This window comes from Micromonospora sp. WMMD1102, assembly GCF_029626265.1.
Lineage (GTDB): Bacteria > Actinomycetota > Actinomycetes > Mycobacteriales > Micromonosporaceae > Plantactinospora.
Genome location: NZ_JARUBN010000001.1, coordinates 7,937,983 through 7,960,561 on the forward strand (window position 1 = coordinate 7,937,983; position 22,579 = coordinate 7,960,561).

Genomic DNA, 22,579 nt, shown 5'->3' on the forward strand with positions numbered 1-22,579 from the left:
TGTGTGAGGCTTCGGCGCGTGGCGACTTTCGTTCTGATCCACGGCGGCGGGGGCAGTGCCTGGGACTGGCACCTTCTGGTTCCCGAGCTGGCCCGGCGTGGCCACGACGTCGTGGTGCCGGAGCTGCCGATCGAGGACAGGTCGGCGGGGCTCGCCGAGTTCTGTTCGACGGTCGTCGACGCGGTCGGTGACCGGAGCGACCTCGTGCTCGTCGGCCAGTCGTACGGTGCGTTCACCGCGCCGCTGGTCGCCGACAAACTGCCGGCGCGGCTGATCGTCCTGCTCACCCCGATGGTGCCGAAGCCCGGCGAGAAGCCGGGAGACTGGTGGGACAACACGGGTTACCGCGGCGTCGAGGGGCTCAGCGAGGAGCAGCAGTTCTACAACGGCGTGCCAGCCGAAATCGTCGCGGAGGCTCCGGCGCACGTTCGGCAGCAGGTCAGCGCGGAGTGGGACGAGCCGTGGCCGCTGGATGCCTGGCCGGAGGTGCCGACGAGGGTGCTCCTCGCCCGCGAGGATCGGTTCTTCCTGCCCGACTTCCAGCGCCGGGTGGCCGCCGACCGGCTCGGCACCGTCCCGGACGAAATCGACGGCGGGCACTGCGTTGCGCTCAGTCATCCGGAGCAACTCGCCGACCGGTTGATCGGGTACCTGCTGGATTGAGGGTGCTGGCCGTCCACCCTGCGGTGCGGGCCGGCGTCTTCCTATTCCCGCTTCTCTCCGCGCGATTCGAGAAACGCGTCAGGTCCGGCCCGGACCATGGTCAGCGGCTTGTTTTCTGGGCATGGTGCCTGTGGTTGACCATCGTTCTCCGTTGCTTTCCTGCACCACGGGCACGTAGGGGGCACGGGGTACGAGCGCGGTGGAGGTGGGTCTGTCCGGGTCCTGCTGATGCTTGGCTGAGTGGGCCGGTGGGTGCGTCTTCTGGGGTGGTTGCGGTGGTCGTTTGTGTGTTGGTCTGGTTGCGACGGTCGGTGATGATGTGTCGATGCGACTGCTACGCAAGGTGATCTTTGTGGTGGGTTTGCTGGTTGCCGGTGCCGGCCTGGCTCTGTTCGTGCGGTTCCTTTCGACGCAGGGTGTGGAGCGGGCGTCCTGGTGGGTGTCGGTGGTGGGGTTCTTCGTCACCGTGTCCGGGGTGGTGATCGCGGTGTACGCGTGGCGGCGTCCGGTGCCACCGCCCGGGCCGGCGGAGGGCGGAGAGGGGTTGGGGGGCGCTGTTGGGGTGGGGCCGGTCGCGGGTGATCGGGGGTTCGCGGCGGGGGAGGTGCGGATGGAGGCGCGGGATCAGGCGGTGGTGGCGGGTGTGGTGCAGGGGTCGGTGTCGACGGCAAACCCTCGCAGGCCGGGTCCGGCTTCGGCCTAGCTGGGCCCGGCTTTGATCGCGTGGCGGTGCATGCGCAGACAGCGTTGACGGCTACCGGTCAGGGGATGGCTATCGGTTCTGTCGGCGCGGTGTACCTGGGTGGTGATGGTGAGCGGCCGGTGGTGTCGGTCGCGCCGCCGATGGGACGGCGTAGCCGGCATCTGCGGGGCCGGGATGAACTGGTTGATGAGTTGCTTGGGCTGGTCACCGGTGGTGTGGGTGGGTCGCGGGTGCGGGTGTTGCACGGGCTCGGCGGGTGTGGAAAGACGTCGATCGCGTTGGAGGTGTGCGCGCGGTCGGATGGTGGGCCGGTGTGGTGGGTGTCGGCGGTTGATGAGGTGTCGTGTCGGGCGGGGTTGACGGCGGTGGCTCGGCTTGCGGGTGCGAGTGAGCAGGAGCTGCGGGCTGGGGATCTTGGAGATGTGTTGTGGGGGCGGCTGGCAGGGTTGGCGTCGGGGTGGTTGCTGGTTGTTGACAACGCTGATGATCCGGAGGTGCTTGCGGGGTCGGGACAGTTGGCGGATGGGAATGGGTGGTTGCGGCCGGCTGAGGTGGTCGGGTTGGTGGTGGTGACCAGCCGTAGCGGCGGGTGGCCGTCGTGGTGTCACCCGCAGCGGGTGGGGATGCTGGATGAGGATCTGGCGGCGGAGGTGTTGCGGGATGCCGCTGGTGAGCAGGCGGGCGGGCGTGATGAGGCGCGGGCGTTGGCTCGCTGGTTGGGCGGGTTGCCGCTGGCGTTGCGGTTGGCGGGGGCGTATCTGGCGGCTACGAGGGCGGCGCTGCTGCCCGAGCCTGGCCGTCCGGCGACGTTCGTTGAATACCTGGCGGTGCTGCGGGCCGCTGGTGGGCGTCGGTTCGTGGCGGGTCAGGAGATGGCGGAGGAGGTGACCAGCCGGGCGTTGACGCTTTCGCTGGACCTGTTGGCGAGGCGGGGTCTGGCGCATGCGGAGGTGTTGCTGCGGTTGTTGGCGCAGTTCGCTGAGGCGCCGGTACCGTTCCGGTTGCTGCTTGATCCTGAGGTGCTCAGCCGGTCGAGGGTGCTGGGAGGTGTCAGCGCTGGGGACGTCTCCCGGTTGTTGGAGGCGCTGGCAGACATGGCGTTGATCGATGTCGCGGCCGGTGTGGATGTTCAGCGGGTGTTGACCTTGCATCCGGCGGTGCGGGCGGCCAGTCTGGACACCTTCGCCGCCTCGCACGACGACAATTCCCCCGATGTTGAAACGCTCGCGGCGCTGGCGATCTATTCGGCCACTGACGGTGAGTCGACGGGATTACCCGAGGATCCGCAGCGGTGGCCGCTGTGGCAGCTACTCGCCCCGCATGCGTTCGAGCTGTTGCGGCGAGTGTCCCGCATCGAATGTCCATCCTCGGACTTGGTTCGCTGGGCGGCCCGCTCTGCTGGAGCCTGTCCGATTGTCTGTGTAACTTCCTATCCTGTCTAACTATCGGACATTGATGGGGATACGGTCTGGGAAGAAGATGTCCAGCGAGTTGAGGGCCTGCTTCCAGCCATGGACGCCGGCGCCTTCGACGAGACGGGGCGGTGCCTGTCGGGCCTGGGTGCGGGGTTTGCCGGCCTCGGCAGCGCGTTGCCGGGCTCGTTTGTCCTCGATGTCGGCGATGGCCAGCCAGATCAGCTTGACCACGGCGTCGTCGGTGGGGAAGTGTCCCCGGTTCTTGATCACCTTGCGGATCTGGTAGTTGAACGACTCGATCGCGTTGGTGGTGTAGATGATCCGCCTCACCTCGGGTGGGAAGGCCAGGAACGGGGTGAAGCGGTCCCAGGCGCGTTCCCAGACGGCGACGGCGGCGGGGTACCGCTTGCCGAGCGGGCTGTCGGCGAAGCCGAGCAGGGCCGTCTCCGCGGCTTCGACCGTCGGCGCGGTGTAGATCTCCTTGAGCGCGGTGACCATCGCCCGCCTGTCCTTGTAGGACACGAATTTCATCGCCGCCCTGATCAGGTGTACCACGCAGGTTTGCACGGTGGTGTGCGGCCACACGGCCTCGATCGCCTCGGGTAGGCCGGTCAGCCCGTCACAGCAGGCGATGAGCACGTCCCGTACGCCACGGTTACGCAGTTCGGTGCAGACCTGCATCCAAAATTTGGCCCCCTCGGCCTGCTGGACCCAGATCCCGAGGACGTGCTTGACCCCGTCCACACCCACGCCGACCACGAGGTAGCAGGCCTTGTTCCGCACCGTGCCGCCGTCGCGGACCTTCACCATCAGCGCGTCGACGTAGACGATCGGGTACACCTCATCGAGGGGCCGGGTCTGCCACGCCTTCACCTCTTCCAGGACTTCGTCGGTGATGGTGGAGATGGTGTCCGGACCGACCTCGGTGCCGTACACCCGGTGCAGATGATGCGAGATGTCCCGCACCGTCATCCCACCCGCGTACAAGCTGATGACCACATCCGAGAGGCCACCCAGACGGCGGGTGTTCTTCGGCAACAGCACCGGGGTGAACGTGCCCGCCCGGTCCCTCGGCACCCGCACCTCGACCGGCCCGACCTCGGTCTGCACCGTCTTCGGCGTGTGCCCGTTCCGCGAGTTCCCGGAGCCCTTACCGACCGGATCATGCTTGCCGTAGCCGAGATGCTCGGTCAACTCGGCCCGCAACCCGCGTTCGAGAACGGCCTTGACCAACTCCGACAGGAACCCACCCGGCCCGGTCAGCCGCAGTCCGTCACCCTTGACCTGCGCCAACACCGCGTCCATCGCCTGATCGTCGACCAGATCCGCGACCGCCTTCCGCGCGGCCCGCTTCGCGGCTTCCTCATCGAGTACCGGGCCGGCCAGGGGCAGCCTCGGCCCGTCAGCGGCGATCCGTTCCCGCACCCCCCCCAGCTCCTCGGCGTCCACCGCCAGGCCCTCACTCCGCGGGTTGATCATCGACATAGTCATCACACTTGTCCTGTCTGTGCCGACCGGCTCCTACCGGCCATAACGGATATTCCCCTCAATCCGTTACACAGATCTCTCTACAAGCCCCTCTGCTGGGCTGGCGGCTCGGGCGACGCATGCCCAGGGCGACTACGAGCAGGCCCGCACCGGGTACCAGGCCATCTACGACATCGAGCGGCGGACCCTCGGCGCCGAACACCCCTCCACTCTCACCACCCGACACAACCTGGCAAACGTGCTCCACGATCAGGGTGACTACGAGCAGGCCCGCACCGGGTACCAGGCGATCTACGACATCCGGGGGCGGATTCTCGGCGGCGAACACCCCGACACCCTCACCAGCCGACACGAGCTGGCCAGGGTGCTCCATGCCCAGGGTGACTACGAGCAGGCCCGCACCGAGCACCAGGCCATCTACGACATCGCGCGGCGAACCCTGGGCGACGAACACCCTGACACCCTCGCCAGCCGGCATGAGCTGGCCAGGGTGCTCCATGCCCAGGGTGACTACGAGCTGGCCCGCACCGGGTACCAGGCCGTCTACGACATCTGGCGGCGGACCCTGGGCGCTGAACACCCCGACACCCTCATCACCCGACACAACCTGGCAAACGTGCTCCACGACCAGGGCGACTACGAGCAGGCCCGCACCGAGCACCAGGCCATCTACGACATCGCGCGGCGGATTCTCGGCGGCGAACACCCCGACACCCTCATCACCCGACATGAGCTGGCCAGGGTGCTCCATGCCCAGGGTGATTACGAGCAGGCCCGCACCGAGCACCAGGCCATCTACGACATCGCGCGGCGAACCCTGGGCGACGAACACCCTGACACCCTCGCCAGCCGGCATGAGCTGGCCAGGGTGCTCCATGCCCAGGGTGACTACGAGCTGGCCCGCACCGAGCACCAGGCCGTCTACGACATCTGGCGGCGGACCCTCGGCGACGAACACCCGTCCACTCTCACCACCCGACACAGCCTGGCCAGGGTGCTCCATGCCCAGGGTGACTACGAGCTGGCCCGCACCGAGCACCAGGCCATCTACGACATCGCGCGGCGAACCCTGGGCGACGAACACCCTGACACCCTCGCCAGCCGGCATGAGCTGGCCAGGGTGCTCCATGCCCAGGGTGATTACGAGCAGGCCCGCACCGAGTACCAGGCCGTCTACGACATCCGGCGGCGGACCCTGGGCGACGAACACCCCTCCACGCTTAAGCTCCGGCGCCTGCTGGACGCAGCAGACGATCCCGTTGCCTGAACTCTTCCGACGGCTTGGGCGCTCTCGGCGGACACAAGGGGCGCCCCGCTTTCCGACACCCGCCGCCCCCGCGGACGAAGCGCCGTGTCATCCAGATAGCGGATTCGGCTAGAAGCTCATGGACGAGCGGATGGGGCATGAGGACGGGTCGGTGCAGACGCGGTACTCGCATGTCACGCCGGAGATGCGTCAGCGGCTCATGGGGGAGATCTGACCGGCCTTTGGGAGACCGCCTAGCGGCCCGCCGGGAACTGGCCGCCGGCTCTCCGGTGCCGGTCCTGGACCGCCTGTCGAAGGCCCGGCGGTAGGTCGCTGGGAGGCGAATTCAAGATCGTCTCCCAGATTTCTCCCAAGACGATCCGGGAGACGGATCAGGCCCGGTATCACCAGCAATGATACCGGGCCTGACCTGCACTTACTCTGGTCGGGGTGGCCGGATTCGAACCGACGACCTCTTCGTCCCGAACGAAGCGCGCTACCAAGCTGCGCCACACCCCGAGGCGTGCCGAGCAATAGTAGCCCACCCGCCCCGCCGGGCAAATTCGGTATCCGCCCCGGTGCGTCCCGGCCCACGCCCGCGGCCGGCCGGGCAGCTCAGCGCGGGATCAGGGTCAGCAGTGACGCCTCCGGCCGGCAGGCGAACCGTACCGGGGCGGTGGGGTGGGTGCCGAGGCCGGCGGAGACGTGTAACCAGGCGTCCGTCCCGGGCCAGCGGTGCAGGCCCCGGGCCATCGAGCGGGGCAGATCGCAGTTGGTGGTGAGCGCGCCGACCAGCGGGACCCGGACCTGACCCCCGTGGGTGTGGCCGGCGAGCAGCAGCGTGAAGCCGTCGGCGGCCATCTGGTCCAGCACCCGGGGCTGCGGGGAATGGGTCACCCCGATGGCGAGGTCGGCTCCCGCCGGCACCGGTCCGGCGACCGAGGGGTAGTCGTCCCGTTCGACGTGCGGGTCGTCGACGCCGACCAGCTCGACCTGCCGCCCGCCGGCCTTGATCGACGTACGGGCGTTGTTCAGGTCCGCCCAGCCGGCGCCGACGAGTACCTCCCGGAGGTCCTCGGCGGGCAGCTCGACGCCCTGCACGTACTCCCGCTCGGGCAGCAGGTAGCTGAACGGGTTCTTCCAGACCGGTCCCCGGTAGTCGTTGGAGCCGAAGACGAAGGCACCGGGGTAGTCGAGCATCGGTTGCAGCGCCCGGAGTGCCCCGGGGACCGCGTCGGGGTGGGCCAGGTTGTCCCCGGTCACCACCACCAGATCCGGGTCGGTGGCGGCGAGCGAGGCGACCCAGGACTGCTTGCGGCGCTGGTCCGGCATCATGTGCAGGTCCGACAGGTGCAGGATGCGCAGTGGCTCGGCGTCGGTGGCGAGTACTGGTACGTCGTACCGGCGCAGGGTGAACAGGTTGCGCTCGACCAGCGAGGCGTACGCCAGGACGGCGCCGCCCGCGACGACGGTGCCGGCGGCCAGCCGGAATACTGTGCGCTTTCGCATGCCGCTCAGGGTAGTTTGACCCTCCATGGGCACCCTGAAGGACCTCCTGACCACGGACATGCGTTCCGCGCTCAAGGCTCGGGACGAGCTGACCACCTCGACGCTGCGGATGGCGCTGGCGGCGATCGGCACCGCCGAGGTTGCCGGCAGCCAGAAGCGGGAGCTGTCCGATTCCGAGGTGCTGGCGGTGCTGACCAAGGAGGCGAAGAAGCGCCGTGAGGCGGCGACCGCCTTCGGTGACGCCGGGCGGGCCGAGCAGGCCGAGCGGGAGCGGGCCGAGGGCGAGGTGCTGGACCGGTACCTGCCGAAGCAGCTCGCCGACGAGGAGCTGGCCGAGCTGGTCGCGGGGGCGCTGGCCGGCGGCGGCTTCACCGATCGCGGCCAGATGGGCCCGGCGATGAAGGCGGCCCAGGCCGCGGTGGCGGGCCGGGCCGAGGGCGGTCGGGTGGCTGCCGAGGTACGCCGGCAGCTCGGCGCCGGCTGACAGCCACGCGCACCAGCGCCCCAGGCGCCCGCGCAACAGCGCACCGCGCCGGTTGACGTGCGACGGGCGGGCACCCCGGCTCGGGGTGCCCGCCCGTCCTCGTCGTACCCGGTCAGCGGCGGCCGGGTGGTCGGGGGCCGCCGGGGCCGCCCGCCGTGTCGCCGGCCGGTGCCTTGCCGTTGCTTACCTCGATGCTCACGGCTCCGCCCTTGATCGTCCGACCCTCGGGGCTGGTGCCGGCGGCGGTGCCGGCCGGGCAGGTCGAGTCGACCTGGCCGCCCACCTCCGCGTCGAACCCGGCGCCCCGGACCCGGGAGAGCGCGGTCTGGATCGGCTGGCACTTGACGTTCGGGATGTTCCGCTGGTCACCTTTGAGGGTCTTACCGCCGGGCGGGGTGAACTGGATCGTCGGCTTGCCCTTCATCGCGTCGCGGAGCGTCTGGTAGACGGCGTGGTTGACGCCGCCCGGCTCGTTGTGCCCCATGTTCTGGGTGGTCTCGGCCCAGTCCGGGTCGGCGAGGATGCCGGCGACCGCGAGCTGCTTGGTCATCACCACCAGGGAGGCGCTCTTCTCGCTGTCGGTGGTGCCGCTCTTGCCGGCGACCGGCTTGCCGACGGCGCCCCGCACGTTGGGGGCGGTGGCGCCCTTGCAGCGGGTGGTGGCGGAGCGGTCGCCGACCGGGCAGCGGGCCGCGTCCACGGCGGCCCGGGCCACCTCGGTCTTGATGTTCTGTGCGCAGCGCGGGTTGGCGATGTCGAGCTTGTTGCCCTCCTGGTCCCGGATCAGCTGCACCGGGATCGGCTCGCAGTACTTGCCGTCGGCGGCCAGCGTGGCGTACGCGTTGGCCAGCTCCAGCGGGGTCGTCTGGGAGACGCCGAGGGTGAACGCGCCCCAGCCGTCCGCGGCCTGCTTGGTGGCGGCGAAGTTCGCGTCGTTGCTGGCCCGGAAGGTGATGCCCATCCGCTTCGCCGCGTCGACCACCTTGGCCGCGCCGACCCGCTCCTGGAGCGGCACGAAGAAGGTGTTCACCGACGAGCCGAACGCGCTCCACATGTTGTGTACGCCGGCCATGCTCTTGCTGGCGTTCTGCGGGCAGTACTTGTTCGTGCCCGAGCAGGCGGCCTTCGAGCCCCGTTCGACGATGTACTTCGTCTGGGCGACCTGCTTGGCGTTCATGCTCCACTCCAGCGGGTAGCCGTTCTCCAGCGCCGCCACGATGGTGAAGATCTTGAAGGTCGAGCCGGCCTGGTAGCCGGTGATGTCGCCGCCGCCGGTGAGCAGCGGGTTGGTGGTGTTCGGGTACGTACCCCGGATCTTCTTCTTCTTTTTCGCCGGGTTCGTGCTGATCTTGTTTTGCGGCTTGTTCGGGTCGTCGAGCTTGTAGTTCCGGTTCACCGCCAGCGCGCGGACCCGCCCGGTGCCGGGCTCGACCGCCGCCACCATCATGGCTTCCTTCTTGCCCGTCTTGACGTTGCGCTCGACGGCGTCCTTGGCGGCCTTCTGCGTCCTGGCGTCCAGCGTGGTGACCACGGTGTAGCCGCCGCTCTTGAGCCGCCGCTCCCGGTCGTACTGGGTACGGCCGAAGGTCTCCTGCTGCATCCACCAGCGGTAGAAGAAGTCGCAGAAGAAGCCCCAGTCGTTCTTGCCGACGTCGACGCAGCCGTTCGGGGTGCGCTTGTCCTTGACCACCAGCTTGATCGCCTTGGTCTTCTCGGCCTCCTCGGCGGTGATCGCCTTGGTCTCCACCATCTGGTCGAGCACCCAGTTGCGCCGCTCGACGGCCGCCGGGTAGCCGCTCTTGGTGGTCGGGTCGTTCTCCGAGGGGGCCTTCACCATCCCGGCCAGCATCGCGGCCTCTTCGAGCTTCAGGTTCTTCGGATGCTTGCCGAAGTACACCTGGCTGGCGGCGAAGATGCCGTAGGCGCCGTTGCCGAACGGGGCGATGTTGAGGTAGCCCTCCAGGATCTCGTCCTTGCTCAGGTCGGCGTCGAGTTGCAGGGCGTACCGCATCTCGCGCACCTTCCGGATGCTGGTGTCCTCAGTGGCCGCCACCACGTCCTGCGGGTGGGTCGCCGAGTAGGCGATGGTGAGCCGGACGTACTGCATGGTGAGCGTGGATGCACCCTGGGTGGTGACCCCGGCCTGGTTGTTCGCCACGAACGCCCGGGCGACGCCGCTGACGTCGACGCCGTTGTGCTCGTAGAAGCGCTTGTCCTCGGCTGCGACCAGTGCCTGTGCGACCACCGGCGCGACGTCCTTGAGCGGCACGTCGCGGCGGTTCTCGTCGTACATCGTGGCGAGCGGCGTCTTGCCGTCGGATGCGTAGAGGTAACTGATCTGCGGCGCCTTCTTGACGGTCAGCTCGGTGGGCAGCTTGTCGAACGTCTCCGCGCCGGCCTTGGCGGCCAGCCCGGACATCGCCACCGCGGGGAACGCGGCCGCGGCAACCACCACGCCGGCCAGCAGCCCACAGATCAGCAGCGACGCGGCGTTCGTGAAGACATTGTGGTCACGCTTCCGCATCCAGGTCACCTCGACAGGGTACGTGAGTCGACACAGCGGGCGCGCCCTGCGTACTTTCCCCATTTCCTGCGGGCGCTGGCCTCGTTGTGTTAAACGCACGACCCCTGGTGCGCGGTTGCGGGCTCCTTGCTGCAGAGTCTCCTCCCTCCGGGAAGTCTCCGCAGCGTTTTCGCAGATCGCGGCCGGGTAGTCAGGGCCGGATTGCCGGATGATGCGTCAATAAATGTCCGGGTTGACGGATTTGGCTGACAACGTTGCGTAATCGATTGACTACAGAGCATGATGGTCGGGCGAGAGAAACGCATGTCGTCCGTGGTGCCCGGGGGAGGGCGGCACGGATGGCCGGGGGGTTATCGCCGGCTGACCGGCTCTGGTCGGTAGCGGGACTGCAAGGGGGGACAGGAACAGATGGGCATGATCACAGATTGGCCCACGTTGGCGGCGTGTCAGAACGGTGATCCTGACGCGCTGTTCGTGCAGGGCGCCGAACAGAACGTGGCGAAGCGGATCTGCCGCAGCTGCCCGGTGCGGTACGAGTGCCTGGCCGACGCGCTCGACAACCGCATCGAGTTCGGCGTGTGGGGTGGCATGACCGAACGCGAACGTCGGGCGCTGCTGCGTCGTCACCCGCAGGTGGCGAGCTGGCGCAAGATGTTCGAAGCGGCCTTGAAGAACAAGGACAAGGTCCTGGTCAACGCCGGCGCGTAGCTGGCGACACCGGCTGACAGCCGGTCACCGCCGGCTGATCGCGGCACCTATCGTGCGCAGCCCGTCGACGTCGTGCACGTCGGCGGGCTGAGCCGTCACCGCCACCGTCGGTACCGCCGGGAAGGCGTCCGTGAAGACCCGGGCGACCCGCCGCTCCCGCGCCGCCTGCTGCACCAGCGCGGCGTGCGCCAACAGGGTCTCGACGGTCGACTCGTGGCCGCCCAGCTCCACCAGCCGCTCGGCCGCGGCCAGGCTCTCGGCCGCGGTGGGCCGCTCCACCGCCGGCCGGTGCACCCGGTTGAGCACCAGACCGGCCAGCGGCATCCGCTCCTGGCCGAGCCGGCCCGCGAAGTACGCCGCCTCCCGGACCGCGTCCGGCTCCGGCACCGCCACCAGCACGAACGCCGTCTCCCGGGCCTGGAGCACCCGGTACGTCTGCTCGGCGCGCTGCCGGAAGCCCCCGAACATCGAGTCGAGCGCCGCCACGAAGCCGGACAGGTCAGTGAGCAACTGGGCGCCGAGCACCTTCTGCACCACCCGGGAGAACATCCCGAACGAGGCGGTGACCAGGCTGAACATGCTCCGTCCACCGCTGCGGGCCGGTGCCAGCAGCAGCCGCAGCATCCGGCCGTCCAGGAACCGGGAGAGCCGGGCCGGCGCGTCCAGGAAGTCCAGGGCCGACCGGGACGGCGGGGTGTCGACCACGATCAGGTCCCACTCGCCCCGGGCGTGCAACTGGCCCAGCTTCTCCATCGCCATGTATTCCTGGGTACCGGCGAAGGTCGAACTCATCGCCTGGTAGAACGGGTTCGCGAAGATCTCCGCCGCCTTCGCCGGATCGGTGTGCGCGAGCACCACGTCGTCGAAGGTCCGCTTCATGTCCAGCATCATGGCGTGCAGCTCGCCGCCGCTCGCCTCGACGTCGATCCCCTTGACCTGCCGGGGAGTGTTGTCCAGCTCGTTGAGCCCGAGCGACTGGGCCAGCCGTCGGGCCGGGTCGATGGTCAGCACCACCGTACGCCGGCCGTGCCGCTCGGCCGCCCGGAGCGCGAGGGCGGCCGCCGTGGTGGTCTTGCCCACCCCGCCCGAGCCGCAGCAGACCACGATCCGGACGCCTGGGTCGGCGAGGATCTGGTCGATGTCCAGCTCCGGCACTGGGTGATCGGGACGCACCAACCGAGCGTATCGGGACGACGCGCCGCCGACGGCGTGGTGCCACTCAGGTGTGAGTCAATCGGCTCTGAGGTGTAAGGAAGGGCCCCCGGTTATCGCTTTTCGTTGTAGAGGGGGCCCTTCCTTACACCTCAGTCGGCGGTGAGCAGCGTGTGGGCGATGAGGTCCAGGCCGGTGCGGTCCACTCCTTCGGCCAGCAGCGGCAGCTCCACCAGGGGCAACCCGAGTTCGACCAGGTCAGCCCGGAGCGACTCCTCCAACTCCCGCCGGACGAGCTGGTCCCGGGCCTCGGCGTGCAGGCCGGCGACGGTCGCCCGGTCGGTCGGCAACCCGGCGGCGGCCAGCCCCCGGCGCAGTTCCGCCTGGCTGACCCTGCCGGCCAGCAGCGGCGGACGGGTCGCGTTCAGGATCACCCGGCCGACCGGGATCCGCAGGCCGTTCAGGTCGGTGATCGCGTCGATGGTCTCCTGGACCGGCATCTCCTCCAGCAGCGTGACCACGTGTACCGAGGTCATCGGGGAGCGCAGCAGTGCCGCCACCCCCTCGCTCTGGGTCTTGATCGGGCCGACCTTGGCCAGCCGGGCGGTCTCGGCCGTGACGTTCAGGAACCGGCCGATCCGACCGGTCGGCGGAGCGTCCAGCACCACCGCGTCGTACACCCGGCGCCGGTCCGCCGTCCGGGTGGTGGCCTCCTTGACCTTGCCGGTGAGCAGTACGTCCCGCAGCCCCGGTGCGATCGTGGTGGCGAAGTCGATGGCGCCGAGCTTGCGCAGTGCCCGGCCGGCCGCCCCGAGCTTGTAGAACATGTCGAGGTACTCCAGGAGCGCCTCCTCGGAGTCGACGGCCAGCGCGCGCACCTCACCGCCGCCAGGGGCGGTGGCGATCGACCGCTCCTCGTACGGCAGCGGGTCGGTGCCGAAGAGCTGGGCGATGCCCTGCCGGCTCTCCACCTCGACGAGCAGGGTACGGCGACCACCGCTGGCCAGCGCCAGTGCCAGCCCGGCGGCGACAGTGGTCTTGCCGGTCCCGCCCTTACCGGTGATCACGTGCAGCCGGGCCGGCCACCGGGCACTCGCCCGGTCGGCGTCCACCCGATCGCCCGACTCCTCGCCCACTCGCATCCTCCGAGCCTAACCAGCGCCGGAGCACGGCCAGCCCCGGGAGCATGGCCGCCGGCCGGCCGGATCAGCCCCGACGCGGTCCCGATGCGTCCCGATGCGGTCCCGGCGAGGTCCCGACGCGGACCTGGCGGGCCGGGGCGGCGGGGCATCAGGCGACGTCGCAGACCCACCAGCCGGTTTCGCGCACCACCACGAAGGTCAGCTGCTGTTCCACCGACCGCTCGTCGCCGGTCGTCATGGTCAGTCTGGTCGACACGACGGCCCGGTCGGCGGTCTGCTCGTCGACCCTGGGTGTGGTCCACCGGAACCGCGCGGTGTCGTACCGCCCGGCGAAGTTCGCCACCTCCTGGATTTTCGCGGCGATCGCGTCGGCGTCCCGGGCGGCCGAGCAGACCAGGCTGCTCGCCCGGTCGGCGTCCCGTTCGCCGTACACGGCGGTCAGGAACTCGTCCACGGCGACGACCGGGTCGCCAGCCCCCTCACCCTGCTCCGCACCCCGGATCACCAGTACGGCGGAGACCGCGCCCACTACGCAGAGGAGCAGTGTGACGGCCAGTGCGACCGATGCGACGACCAGGCCGCGCCGTTTCTGCCAGCGGGCGGCGGGTGCGGCCGGCGGATGAGCGGGAGGTACCGGATAGCCCGGCCCGGCCGGTCCTGGTCCAGGCTGCCCGGCGTAATAGCCAGCCGGACCGGGCTGTCCTGGTATCGGCGTCCCCGGCGCCCCGTGTCCGGGTGGCGTCGACACCGGCGGGGCGGAGCTGGGTGGGCTGGAGGGCGGTGGGTCGGCCGGCATCGGCGGCGCCGACGGGGCGTCCGCCGTCATCCCCGGGTCCATCGGCGCGGTCGCCTCGGTCGCTTCCGTCGCCCCGGTCGCCCCGGTCGCCTCGGTCGCTTCCGTCGCCCCGGTCGGTTCGGTGGCTTGCGTCGGACCCAGGCGGGCAGTTGCCTCAGCAGCAGGGGGAGCCAACAGTGCGGTCGCGGCCGCCGAGGGAGTCCTGTCCGCCGGGGTCGTCGTCTCCGCCGGGGTCGTCGTCTCCGCCGGGGTCGTCGTGTCTACCGGAGCGGTCGTGTCTTCCGGAGCGGTCGTGTCTCCCGAGGCTGCTGGGGTCGGTCGGGTTGGCGGGGCGATCCGCTGGGTCGGCAGCTCCGGTGAGGTCGGAACCCGCTCGACCGGTTCCTCGTCGGACTCGTCCTCGGCCGGCCCGGCCCCGGCCGGTCTGTCTGCCGCCGCCGAGGCGTCTGCCGGTCGTTCCGTCGCATCCACCGCGATCGGACGAGTCGACTCGTCCGGCGGCGGGGGCTCGGCTGGTGCCGGTGCCTCCGGCGAGGGTGTCTGCTCGGCCGGTGGTGAGGGCTCGGCCGGCGGGTGGGCGGGTTCGTCGCCGTCGGACGGTTGCCTCATGTCTCCCCAATCCCCGCACGGCCCCGATGCGGTGGTCAAGGCGCCGGCCGGCGGGTCGGGAGGGCTGGCGTGGTCCGTGGGTGTGGCGGAAGGGCTGTGGCGACCCGCCCCGGCAGGGTATCCCGGCCCGCCCGACCGGAGCAGCCACGCCTACGCGCCGTGGGACAGAGCCCGGTTCCGCCGGCACCATTCGGGAGGCGTACGCGTACCGCCGGGGCCGCAGCCCGTAGGCTGTCGCCGACAAGTCCGAGACGAGGAGACCTCTAGCGATGCAGAAGTGGGAGTACGCCACGGTGCCGCTGCTCACGCACGCCACCAAGCAGATTCTCGACAACTGGGGCGAGGACGGCTGGGAGCTTGTGGCGGTGATACCCGGTCCGAACCCGGAGCAGCTCGTCGCGTATCTCAAGCGGGCCAAGTCGTGACGGCTGGGCCACACGCCAAGCTCGCCGAGTTGGGCCTGCTGCTCCCCGAGGTGGTGCCGCCGCTGGCCGCGTACGTGCCGGCGGTGCAGTCCGGCCGCCAGGTCTACGTCTCCGGCCAGTTGCCAATCCGGGACGGCAAGCTGCTGGCCACCGGCCGGGTCGGTGCGGGGGTCTCGGCCGACCAGGCGAAGGACCTGGCGGAGCAGTGTGCGCTCAACGCCCTCGCCGCGATCGACGCGCTGGTGGGCCTGGAGAGCGTCGTCAAGATCGTCAAGGTGAGCGGTTTCGTGGCCTCCGCCGACGGGTTCACCGGGCAGCCCGGCGTGCTCAATGGCGCCTCAGAGCTGTTCGGCACCGTGTTCGGCGAGGCCGGCCGGCATGCCCGCAGCGCGGTCGGGGTCGCCGAGCTGCCGCTGGGTGCGCCGGTCGAGATCGACGTCATCGTCGAGGTGGCCTGAGCCGGTCGAGGTGGCCCGAGTCAGCCCCGGGCTGAGCCGCGTCCGCATCTGCATCCGCATCCGCACCTGGCCCGGCGGACGGCCGTCGGACCCGAGCCGGAACGCGGCAGGTCACGGACTGTTCGCCCGCGGGTCGTACCATCTCTGCCATGACCGGGCACGTGACCGCGCCGGCGGCGGCGCTTGCCGACCAGCTGCCGAGCTGGGCGGCGCTGGTCCGGGCACCCAACCCGGGGCCGATGACCCTGGACGGCACCAACACCTGGGTGTTGGGGGTGCCCGGCGCGGGCGAGGTGGTCGTGATCGACCCCGGACCGCTGGACGAGGGTCACCTGGCCGCCGTGGCCGAGCACGGTCGGGTCGCCGCGGTGCTGGTCACGCACGGCCACCCCGACCACACCGAGGGGCTGGACAGGTTCCTGGAGCTGACCGGCGCCGAGCAGCTGACCGCCCGCTGCGCGTGGTCGAACGTCGAACTGGCCGGCCTGCGGATCCGGCTGCTGCCCACCCCGGGCCACACCGCCGACTCGCTCTGCTTCGTCGTCGACGGTGCTGGCGAGCGGGCCGTCCTCACCGGCGACACCATCCTGGGCCGGGGCACCACGGTCGTCGCGCACCCCGACGGTGATCTCGGGGACTACCTGGCCAGCCTGGCGAAGCTGACCGAGTTCTCCGGCGTACCGGCGCTGCCCGGACACGGGCCGCCGCTGGCCGACTGTGCCGCCGCGGCCCGGTTCTACCTGGCCCACCGGCACGCCCGGCTCGACCAGGTCCGCGCGGCGCTCGGCCGGGGGGCGCGGACCGCCGCCGAGGTGGTGGCGACGGTCTACGCGGACGTGGACCGGTCGCTCTGGCCGGCGGCCGAGTGGTCGGTCCGGGCCCAGCTCGGCTATCTCGGTCATTCGGACCAGGCGGGCGATTCCGGTCTGGACCAGGCGGGCGGTTCCGGTCCGGACCAGGCGGGCGATTCCGGTCAGGGGAGCCGGAAATCCGGCCCCGTCGCGCAGAACCGGGAATCCGGCCCGGGGTCCGGTGGGTTGGAAAATCCGTGACCTGCCCGGTGTGTGGAACTGTCGCCGTACCCGGTGCGCGGTTCTGCCACAACTGTGGAGTCGCGCTGCCGGCTGCCGCGACCCTGCCGCAAGCGGAGCGCCGCGTCGTAACGGTGCTCTTCGGTGATTTGTCCGATTTTACCTCCTGGTCGGAAGACCTCGACCCCGAGCGGGTCAGTACGGTCACCGACCGGGTCCTCGCCGCGCTCGCCGGTGCGGTCAAGACCTTCGGCGGGCACGTCGACAAGCTGACCGGCGACGGGATCATGGCCGTCTTCGGCGCCCCCGTCGCGCACGAGGACGACGCCGAGCGGGCCGTCCGGGCGGCGCTGTCGATGCAGCGCGCGGTGCGCCGGGTCCTCGACGACGAGCAGGGCGGCGGAGCCCCGCTCGGCCTGCGGGTCGGGCTGAACACCGGTGACGTCGTCGCCGGGATCCAGGCCTCGATCGAGTACACCGTCATCGGCGACACCGTGAACACCGCCGCCCGGCTGGCCGACGCCGCCGCGATCGGCGCCGTCTATGCCGGTGCGCGTACGGCGGCGGCAACCCGGCGGGTCGCCTCCTGGCGGCAGCTCCGGCCGCTGCGGCTGAAGGGCAAGCGGGAGCCGGTCGAGGCGTACGAGCTGCTGGGCCTGCTGGACGCACCCGGCACCCGCTCCGGGCTCGGTGACGAGGCACCGTTCGTCGGGCGGGAGACCGAGATCGGCCGGGTCGCCGGCCGACTCGCCGAGGTGATCGACCAGGGGCAGCCGCGGGTACTGCTGATGACCGCCGAGGCGGGGATCGGCAAGTCCCGGTTCGCCGCCGAGGTCGAGCGGCTGGCCGCCGGTTACGACGTCGGCGCCGGCCGCTACGCGACACACACCGGTGCCCGGGTGCTCTCGGTGAAGTGCGCGGCGTTCGGTGAGCGCCGCCGGCTGGCCCCGCTCGCCGACCTGGTCCGGGCCGCCGTCGGCCTGCCGGACAGCCCGGCCACCGCCGTCACCCGGCCGGTGGTGGAGGAGCGGCTGCGCCGGCTCGGCCAGCGGCTCTCCCGATATCGGCCGGACCCGCCGCCGGTCGCCGTCGACCTGCTGCTCGCCCTGCTGGGCTATGCCGAGCTGCCGCCCGCGCACGGCACCGTGCCGGCGGGACCCGCCGAGTGGTCGGCCGGCGAACCGGGCCCGGACTCGGACGCTATCCCGGCCGCCGTCGCCGAGCTGCTGAGCGCGCTCGCCGCCGAGACACCGCTCGCCGTCATCGTCGACGACCTGCACGACGCCACCCCGGAGACCGTCGACGCGCTCGGCGTGACCCTGTCCCGGCTGACCGGTCCGGTACTGGTGCTGCTGTTCGGTCGCCCCGAGCTGGTCCGGACCGCCGGTGCGCTGACCCGGGTCTCCGACGCCGAGGTGCACGCGCTGCCGCCGTTGCGCGGTGCGGACGCCGCCCGGCTGCTGACCGCGTACCTCGGTGGGGGGCGGCTGCCCCAGGCCGACGTGGACCGGCTGCTCGCCACCGCCCAGGGCAACCCGTTCTACCTCGCCGAGCTGGTCACCCTGCTGATGGAGCGGGGCGCGCTGACCACCGTGCGCGGCCGGGGGTCGGCCGGGATCTGGCGGCTGGCGCCCGGTTCGCTCGGCAGCCGGCTGCTCTCCCGGGACCTCGCCGCCGTGCTGGCGGCCCGGATCGACGCGCTGCCGGCGGACGCCCGGGCGGCGTTGCGGGACGCGGCGGTGGTCGGCGACACGGTGCCGGCCGGCGCGCTGGAGGCGCTGCGCGAGCGGCGGGCCGGCCGCGAGGGGCGCCCCACCGCCGTCGTCGCGGTCGAACTGGAGCGGGCCGTCGAGGAGCTGCTCCAGCGCCGGATGCTGCACCGCAACCGGGACGGCTACATCTTCGCCACCCCGCTGATGCGGGAGGCCGTCTACGCCGGCATCGGCAAGGCCGACCTCGCCGACCGGCACGCCGCGCTCGCCGAGTGGGCCGCCCCGCCGAACCCGGGTGCCGGGCTGGCCGAGGCGGTCCCGTCCGGGGCGAGCGGGCTGCCGACAGCCGAACGCGACGCGTTCGTCGCCGAGCACGCCGAACGGGCCAGCGCCCTCGCCGACGTGATCAGCCTGCGACCCGACGCCACCGCCCGGAACGTGGCGCCGCTCGGGATGGCCGCGCTGGGCCGCTCCGCCCGCCGGGCACTCGCCGCCGGGGAACCGGCCCAGGCGGTCGAGTACGCCGAACGCGCCGCCCGGCTCGCCGGTGAGTCGGTACCCGGTGGCGACCGGCTGGTGCACGCCCGCGCCCTGCTCCAGGTGGGGCGGATCGCCGAGGCGCTGGCCTTCGCCGAGAAGATCGGCGCGAACGCCGGTGACGACGTGGCGGTACGGGCCGGGGCACTGCTGGTGGTCGGTCAGGCGTACCTGGCCCAGGGCGACCAGGCGCGGGCGGTGCACTCCTGGCAGGAGGCGTTGCAGGTGGCGACCCGGCACGACCTGCCGGGACCGCGCGCCTCGGCGATGCGGCGGCTCGGGATGGCGGACTTCGTCAGCGGGCGGCTGAGCCAGGCCAGCAGCCGGTTCGCCGGGGCGTACCAGGTCAACCTGGATGCCGACGACCCCCGGGGGCAGGCCTGGTCGCTACAGAACCTGGCCTGGGTGACGACCACCCGGGGCGACTTCGCCGGCACCGACGCGGTGCTCGGCCGGGCGGCCCGGCTCTTCGCCGAGATCGACGATCCGGTGGGCCGGGCCTGGTTGCGCGGCACCACCGCGTTCGCCCGGCTGCTCGCCGGCCGGCTCGGCGAGGCACGCCGGCTGGCCCAGGTCTTCCTGCCGTTCGGCGAGCGGGTCAGCGAGGCGTGGGCGGTGGGTACGCTGCGCGCGGTGGAGGCGTTCGCCGCCGCCGAACTCGGTGAACTCGCCGACGCCGACCGCGAGGCGCGGCGGGCGTACCGGGACTTCGCCGCCGCCTCCGACGACTGGGGCCGGGGCTTCGCCCTGGTGGTACGCGGCGCGGTGGCGCGCGGGGTGGGCGAACCGGAGCACGCCACCGATCTGCTCACCGACGCGCTCGGCTACGGTCGGCGCACCTCGCACCCGCTGCTGACCGGGCTCGCCGGCACACTGCGCGGGTTCGTGGCGCTGGACCGGGGCGACGTCGCGGCGGCGGAACGGGACGCCGAGGCGGTGCTGGCGGCGGTGGAGCCGCACAATCCGCTGGCGCCGACCCAGCTCGGTCCCCGGATGCTGCTCGCGACGAGCCGGTTGGCCGACGGCGACGCGGCGACGGCGGTACGGCTGCTCGAACCGATCGCCACCGCCGGTGCGGTGCCCTCGGTGCTGGTAAGCCGCCGCCAGGCCCTGGCCCGGTACGCTTCCGCGCTGCTCGCCGACGGGCGTACGGCGGACGCGCTGGACTGGGCCCGGCAGGCGGCCGAGTCTCCGGGCGAGGACATCCGCAGTCGGGTGATCGCGGTGCGGGTACTCGCCGAGACGCTGGCCGGGGCGGGTCAGCCGGTGGCGGCGGCGGAGGCTGCCGAGGAGGCGGTCCGGCTGGCGTACTCGACGCAGCAGGCAAGTGAACGGGCTGCGGCGGAGGAACTGCGGGACCGGCTGCTCCGGCCGTCGACGGGGCCCGCCCCGGACCGGCCGGTGCTGGTCCGGCAGCGGCGGGACATCGAGGAGTTGCCGGGTCCGGCCGTCCAGTTCGATACCGTCGATCTCCGGGATACCGCCCGGCCGGGACAGCCGCTAGCCTAGATCCACTGCCGTCCATGGGGACCGGCGCCGGTGTGAAGGACCGCGGGTGAAGCTGCCTCGTACCGCCGCAGGCTGGACCGTCGCCGTCTTCGGAGGGCTTGCCGCGCTGCTCGGCGCCGTCGGCCTGATCCGTCCCGAGTGGCTGCTCGGCATGCTCGGCTTCGAGGTGCTCGACCCGGCCGGGCGGGCCACCGGTGACCACACCCGCACCTTCGTGGCCGCCTCGTCGATGGCCTCGTTGAACATGGGCGTCTACTACCTGCTCGCGGCGGCTACCCAGTGGCGGTCGTTCTTCGCGTTCACCGTGCCGTTCCGGCTGCTGACCTTCACCGTCTTCACGGTGCTGGTGTTGACCGGGGTGGCGCCGGGACGGTTCTTCGGAGTGGCCCTCTGGGAGGGTATCGGTGCGCTTGCCACCGCCGCCGGTCTCTGGTACGACGGCCGGCGCGATGGCAACCAGCCGGTAACAGCCGAGGGTGCGGGGGGCTGAACCGACTCATGTTCCCGGTATTTTCGAATCTGTGACGGAGACCCCGCCTGGCGCGCTGCCGATGCCCGTCGTGCCAGGTCTGACGGATTTGCAGGTGTTTGCCCGGGGTGGCTACGCCACCGTCTACCGGGCCACCCAGCAGTCCGTGGGCCGTGAGGTGGCGGTGAAGGTCGAGAACCGCACGCTGGACAGCGAGCGGGACCAGCGCCGGTTCCTCCGCGAGGCCCGGGCCGCCGGCCGGATGTCCTCGCACCCGCACGTGGTCGACCTCTTCGACGCCGGGGTCACCGAGGACCAGCACCCCTATCTGATCATGGAACTCTGCGACGGGTCGTACGCCGAGCGGATGCGTACCTCGCCGCTGGATCCGGCGGAGGCGCGGGACGTCGGCGTGAAGATCGCCGACGCGCTCGCCGACGCACACCAGCTCGGGGTGCTGCACCGGGACGTCAAGCCGGCCAACATCCTCTACTCCCGGTTCAACGAGCCGGCGCTTGCCGACTTCGGGCTGGCCGTACTCGCCGAGGCGCGCGACTCGGCGATCACGCTGGAGGTGCTGACCCCGGCGTACGCGCCGCCGGAGATGTTCCGGCACAGTCCACCCTCGCCGGCCGTCGACGTCTACGCCCTCTGCGCCACCCTCTACGCGGTGATGAGCGGCAAGCCGCCGCGCTGGCAGGCCGACCGCAACCCCGGACTGCTCGCCCTGCTGGAACTCTTCACCGAGCCGATTCCCGAGCTGCCGGGCGTACCGGGCCGGTTTCTCGACCTGCTGCGCTACGGGATGGCGAACGATCCCGCCGACCGGCCCAGCGCGGAACAGTTGCGGGACCTGCTCGCGGCCGTACCACTGGATCCGCCGACGGTGGTCAACACGCCGAAGTCGGGCGTGGTCGCCGCCGTGCCGGTGTCGGGGATCCCGGTTTCCGGGATTCCGGTCTCCGGGATTCCGGTCTCCGGCGGCTCCTGGCCGCCCGGCGCGCTCCGCGACCAGTCCGGCGCAGGCGCCTCCGGCGGCGGAGTCTCGTCGGGTGCCGGAGTGGGGGCGGCGGCCGGGTCCACCTCCACGCCCTCGCCCCGCATGCCGGTCTCGGGCGTTCCGGTCTCCGGCGTGCCCGTCTCCGGCGTGCCCGTCTCCGGGAGTCCGGTCTCCGGGAGTCCGGTTTCCGGGAGTCCGGTTTCCGGGGCGTCGACCTCGGGTGGTGCACCGCCCAGCGTCTACCTTTCGAGGTCCTACACGCCGCCGCCACCCCGGCCCGGATCCGGGCCGCCCGAGGTGGACGGCGAGCCGACCGTCTCCCGGCCGAGCCGCCGCAAACGGCGTTACTGGATCTTCGGCGGGCTGGGCGCGCTGGCTCTGGTCGCCACCATGGCCGGCGGCTCCTGGTACGTCGCCACCCGGGGCGGGCCGGGCCCGTCGCCGAGCGGGCGGGCGCTGCCCAGCACCGCCGGCCCGACCGCCGGTCGTCCGACGGCCGGGATCGGTGCCCTGCCAGGCTGCCAGCTGCCGCTGCCCGAGGTCGCCCGCTGCCCGGTCGAGCTGGAGTGCTTCGGGCCGGTCCGGCTGCGGGGCACCGCGGCGGAGGCCAGCGAGACGTCCTGCGCGGGCCGGCACACCTGGGAGTCCTATGCCGAGGGTGACCTGCCGTACGGGCTGGACCCGGCCGACCACGCGGCGGTGAAGGACGACGGCACGGTCCGCCAGGTCTGCAACGCGACAGTTTTCCGGCGCACCACCACGCTCATCGACACCGCCGCATGGAAGTTCGAGGTGTTGCCGCCGACGGCCGGGGAGGCAGGCCGGACCTTCCGCTGCCTGGCCGGCAAGGGCGTCGACCGGCTCACCGGCCCCACCCTGACCGCCAACTGACCGCCAACTGACCGCCGGGCGATGCCGGTTGCCGTGCCGCGCTGACCACCGAAGTGGACATTGCCGGTTACGCTCGGCGTCAGCATCCCCCTTCCAGACCGGGGTCCG

The 22,579-nt window shown here is 71.5% G+C and carries 16 protein-coding genes, 1 tRNA gene and 3 pseudogenes; 13 read left to right on the forward strand and 7 right to left on the reverse strand.

Annotated features, from left to right (window positions below; translation table 11 throughout):
- The first annotated feature begins 18 nt into the window (after window positions 1–18).
- From O7626_RS36105 to O7626_RS36115, 3 genes are all read left to right on the forward strand, one after another.
- Window positions 19–663: an alpha/beta hydrolase gene (locus O7626_RS36105; protein ID WP_278065435.1), complete on the forward strand. Its 645-nt coding sequence runs from the start codon at window positions 19–21 to the stop codon at window positions 661–663.
- Between the two features lie 325 nt (window positions 664–988).
- Complete coding sequence (locus tag O7626_RS36110) at window positions 989–1,366, forward strand: hypothetical protein (RefSeq protein ID WP_278065436.1); 378 nt, start codon at window positions 989–991, stop codon at window positions 1,364–1,366.
- Between the two features lie 65 nt (window positions 1,367–1,431).
- Complete coding sequence (locus tag O7626_RS36115; RefSeq protein ID WP_278065437.1) at window positions 1,432–2,808, forward strand: hypothetical protein; 1,377 nt, start codon at window positions 1,432–1,434, stop codon at window positions 2,806–2,808.
- On the opposite strand, the gene O7626_RS36120 is transcribed toward O7626_RS36115, so the two are convergent.
- Window positions 2,809–4,086, reverse strand: coding sequence for an IS256 family transposase (locus O7626_RS36120; RefSeq protein WP_278066472.1), 1,278 nt, complete (start codon window positions 4,084–4,086; stop codon window positions 2,809–2,811).
- A 283-nt stretch (window positions 4,087–4,369) separates the two neighbouring features.
- Here O7626_RS36120 and O7626_RS36125 point away from each other — a divergent pair, with 283 nt between their 5' ends.
- Together O7626_RS36125 and O7626_RS36130 are read left to right on the forward strand one after the other, a co-directional pair.
- Window positions 4,370–5,536, forward strand: a complete 1,167-nt coding sequence (locus O7626_RS36125) for a tetratricopeptide repeat protein (protein WP_278066473.1) — start codon at window positions 4,370–4,372, stop codon at window positions 5,534–5,536.
- Between the two features lie 112 nt (window positions 5,537–5,648).
- Window positions 5,649–5,844: pseudogene (locus O7626_RS36130) on the forward strand (LacI family transcriptional regulator); the annotation flags it as partial.
- A gap of 113 nt (window positions 5,845–5,957) precedes the next feature.
- On the opposite strand, the gene O7626_RS36135 reads toward O7626_RS36130, so the two are convergent.
- Together O7626_RS36135 and O7626_RS36140 are read right to left on the reverse strand one after the other, a co-directional pair.
- Window positions 5,958–6,034 (reverse strand) — tRNA-Pro (locus O7626_RS36135).
- 96 nt (window positions 6,035–6,130) lie between these two features.
- Window positions 6,131–7,024, reverse strand: coding sequence for a metallophosphoesterase (locus tag O7626_RS36140; protein WP_278065438.1), 894 nt, complete (start codon window positions 7,022–7,024; stop codon window positions 6,131–6,133).
- A gap of 25 nt (window positions 7,025–7,049) precedes the next feature.
- On the opposite strand from O7626_RS36140, the gene O7626_RS36145 reads away from it, so the two are divergent.
- The gene (locus tag O7626_RS36145; RefSeq protein WP_278065439.1) at window positions 7,050–7,508 is read left to right on the forward strand and encodes a GatB/YqeY domain-containing protein; all 459 of its coding nucleotides are present in this window, start codon (window positions 7,050–7,052) and stop codon (window positions 7,506–7,508) included.
- Between the two features lie 112 nt (window positions 7,509–7,620).
- Here O7626_RS36145 and O7626_RS36150 read toward each other — a convergent pair whose 3' ends face one another.
- Entirely contained in the window at window positions 7,621–10,032 is a 2,412-nt protein-coding gene (locus tag O7626_RS36150; RefSeq protein WP_278066474.1) for a transglycosylase domain-containing protein, read from the reverse strand.
- Between the two features lie 408 nt (window positions 10,033–10,440).
- Between O7626_RS36150 and O7626_RS36155 the strand changes: the two genes are divergently transcribed.
- Window positions 10,441–10,740 carry a WhiB family transcriptional regulator gene (locus tag O7626_RS36155; protein ID WP_278065440.1) on the forward strand — a complete coding sequence of 100 codons (300 nt, stop codon included), beginning with the start codon at window positions 10,441–10,443 and terminating at the stop codon, window positions 10,738–10,740.
- Between the two features lie 24 nt (window positions 10,741–10,764).
- Here the strand turns inward: O7626_RS36155 and O7626_RS36160 are convergent, their stop codons facing one another.
- From O7626_RS36160 to O7626_RS36170, 3 genes are all read right to left on the reverse strand, one after another.
- Window positions 10,765–11,916: an ArsA-related P-loop ATPase gene (locus tag O7626_RS36160; protein WP_278065441.1), complete on the reverse strand. Its 1,152-nt coding sequence runs from the start codon at window positions 11,914–11,916 to the stop codon at window positions 10,765–10,767.
- A gap of 128 nt (window positions 11,917–12,044) precedes the next feature.
- Window positions 12,045–13,034 (reverse strand): ArsA-related P-loop ATPase, encoded by a 990-nt coding sequence (locus O7626_RS36165; RefSeq protein WP_278065442.1) that lies wholly within the window; start codon window positions 13,032–13,034, stop codon window positions 12,045–12,047.
- 148 nt (window positions 13,035–13,182) lie between these two features.
- Entirely contained in the window at window positions 13,183–13,563 is a 381-nt protein-coding gene (locus O7626_RS36170; RefSeq protein ID WP_278065443.1) for a hypothetical protein, read from the reverse strand.
- A gap of 1,145 nt (window positions 13,564–14,708) precedes the next feature.
- Between O7626_RS36170 and O7626_RS36175 the strand changes: the two genes are divergently transcribed.
- The 6 genes and pseudogenes from O7626_RS36175 (at window position 14,709) to O7626_RS36200 (ending at window position 22,471) form a co-directional block, all read left to right on the forward strand.
- A complete protein-coding gene (locus O7626_RS36175) occupies window positions 14,709–14,864 on the forward strand; it encodes a DUF4177 domain-containing protein (RefSeq protein WP_130465462.1) in 156 nt (51 codons plus the stop codon).
- The gene (locus O7626_RS36180; protein ID WP_278065444.1) at window positions 14,861–15,322 is read left to right on the forward strand and encodes a RidA family protein; all 462 of its coding nucleotides are present in this window, start codon (window positions 14,861–14,863) and stop codon (window positions 15,320–15,322) included. Before O7626_RS36175 ends, O7626_RS36180 begins: the two co-directional genes overlap by 4 nt.
- Window positions 15,323–15,471: 149 nt before the next feature.
- Window positions 15,472–16,257, forward strand: a pseudogene (locus tag O7626_RS36185) (MBL fold metallo-hydrolase); the annotation flags it as partial.
- 113 nt (window positions 16,258–16,370) lie between these two features.
- Window positions 16,371–19,967, forward strand: a pseudogene (locus O7626_RS36190) (adenylate/guanylate cyclase domain-containing protein); the annotation flags it as partial.
- Window positions 19,968–20,157: 190 nt separating this feature from the next.
- Complete coding sequence (locus O7626_RS36195) at window positions 20,158–20,601, forward strand: hypothetical protein (protein ID WP_278065445.1); 444 nt, start codon at window positions 20,158–20,160, stop codon at window positions 20,599–20,601.
- A gap of 70 nt (window positions 20,602–20,671) precedes the next feature.
- Window positions 20,672–22,471 carry a protein kinase gene (locus tag O7626_RS36200; RefSeq protein ID WP_278066475.1) on the forward strand — a complete coding sequence of 600 codons (1,800 nt, stop codon included), beginning with the start codon at window positions 20,672–20,674 and terminating at the stop codon, window positions 22,469–22,471.
- Window positions 22,472–22,579: the final 108 nt, after the last annotated feature.

Coding starts and splice junctions, on each gene's coding strand:
- O7626_RS36110 (WP_278065436.1), top strand. CDS start 989: ATGCGACTGCTACGCAAGGTGATCTTTGTGGTGGGTTTGCTGGTTGCC.
- O7626_RS36115 (WP_278065437.1), top strand. CDS start 1,432: ATGGCTATCGGTTCTGTCGGCGCGGTGTACCTGGGTGGTGATGGTGAG.
- O7626_RS36120 (WP_278066472.1), bottom strand. CDS start 4,086: ATGGACGCGGTGTTGGCGCAGGTCAAGGGTGACGGACTGCGGCTGACC.
- O7626_RS36140 (WP_278065438.1), bottom strand. CDS start 7,024: ATGCGAAAGCGCACAGTATTCCGGCTGGCCGCCGGCACCGTCGTCGCG.
- O7626_RS36145 (WP_278065439.1), top strand. CDS start 7,050: ATGGGCACCCTGAAGGACCTCCTGACCACGGACATGCGTTCCGCGCTC.
- O7626_RS36150 (WP_278066474.1), bottom strand. CDS start 10,032: ATGCGGAAGCGTGACCACAATGTCTTCACGAACGCCGCGTCGCTGCTG.
- O7626_RS36155 (WP_278065440.1), top strand. CDS start 10,441: ATGGGCATGATCACAGATTGGCCCACGTTGGCGGCGTGTCAGAACGGT.
- O7626_RS36165 (WP_278065442.1), bottom strand. CDS start 13,034: ATGCGAGTGGGCGAGGAGTCGGGCGATCGGGTGGACGCCGACCGGGCG.
- O7626_RS36175 (WP_130465462.1), top strand. CDS start 14,709: ATGCAGAAGTGGGAGTACGCCACGGTGCCGCTGCTCACGCACGCCACC.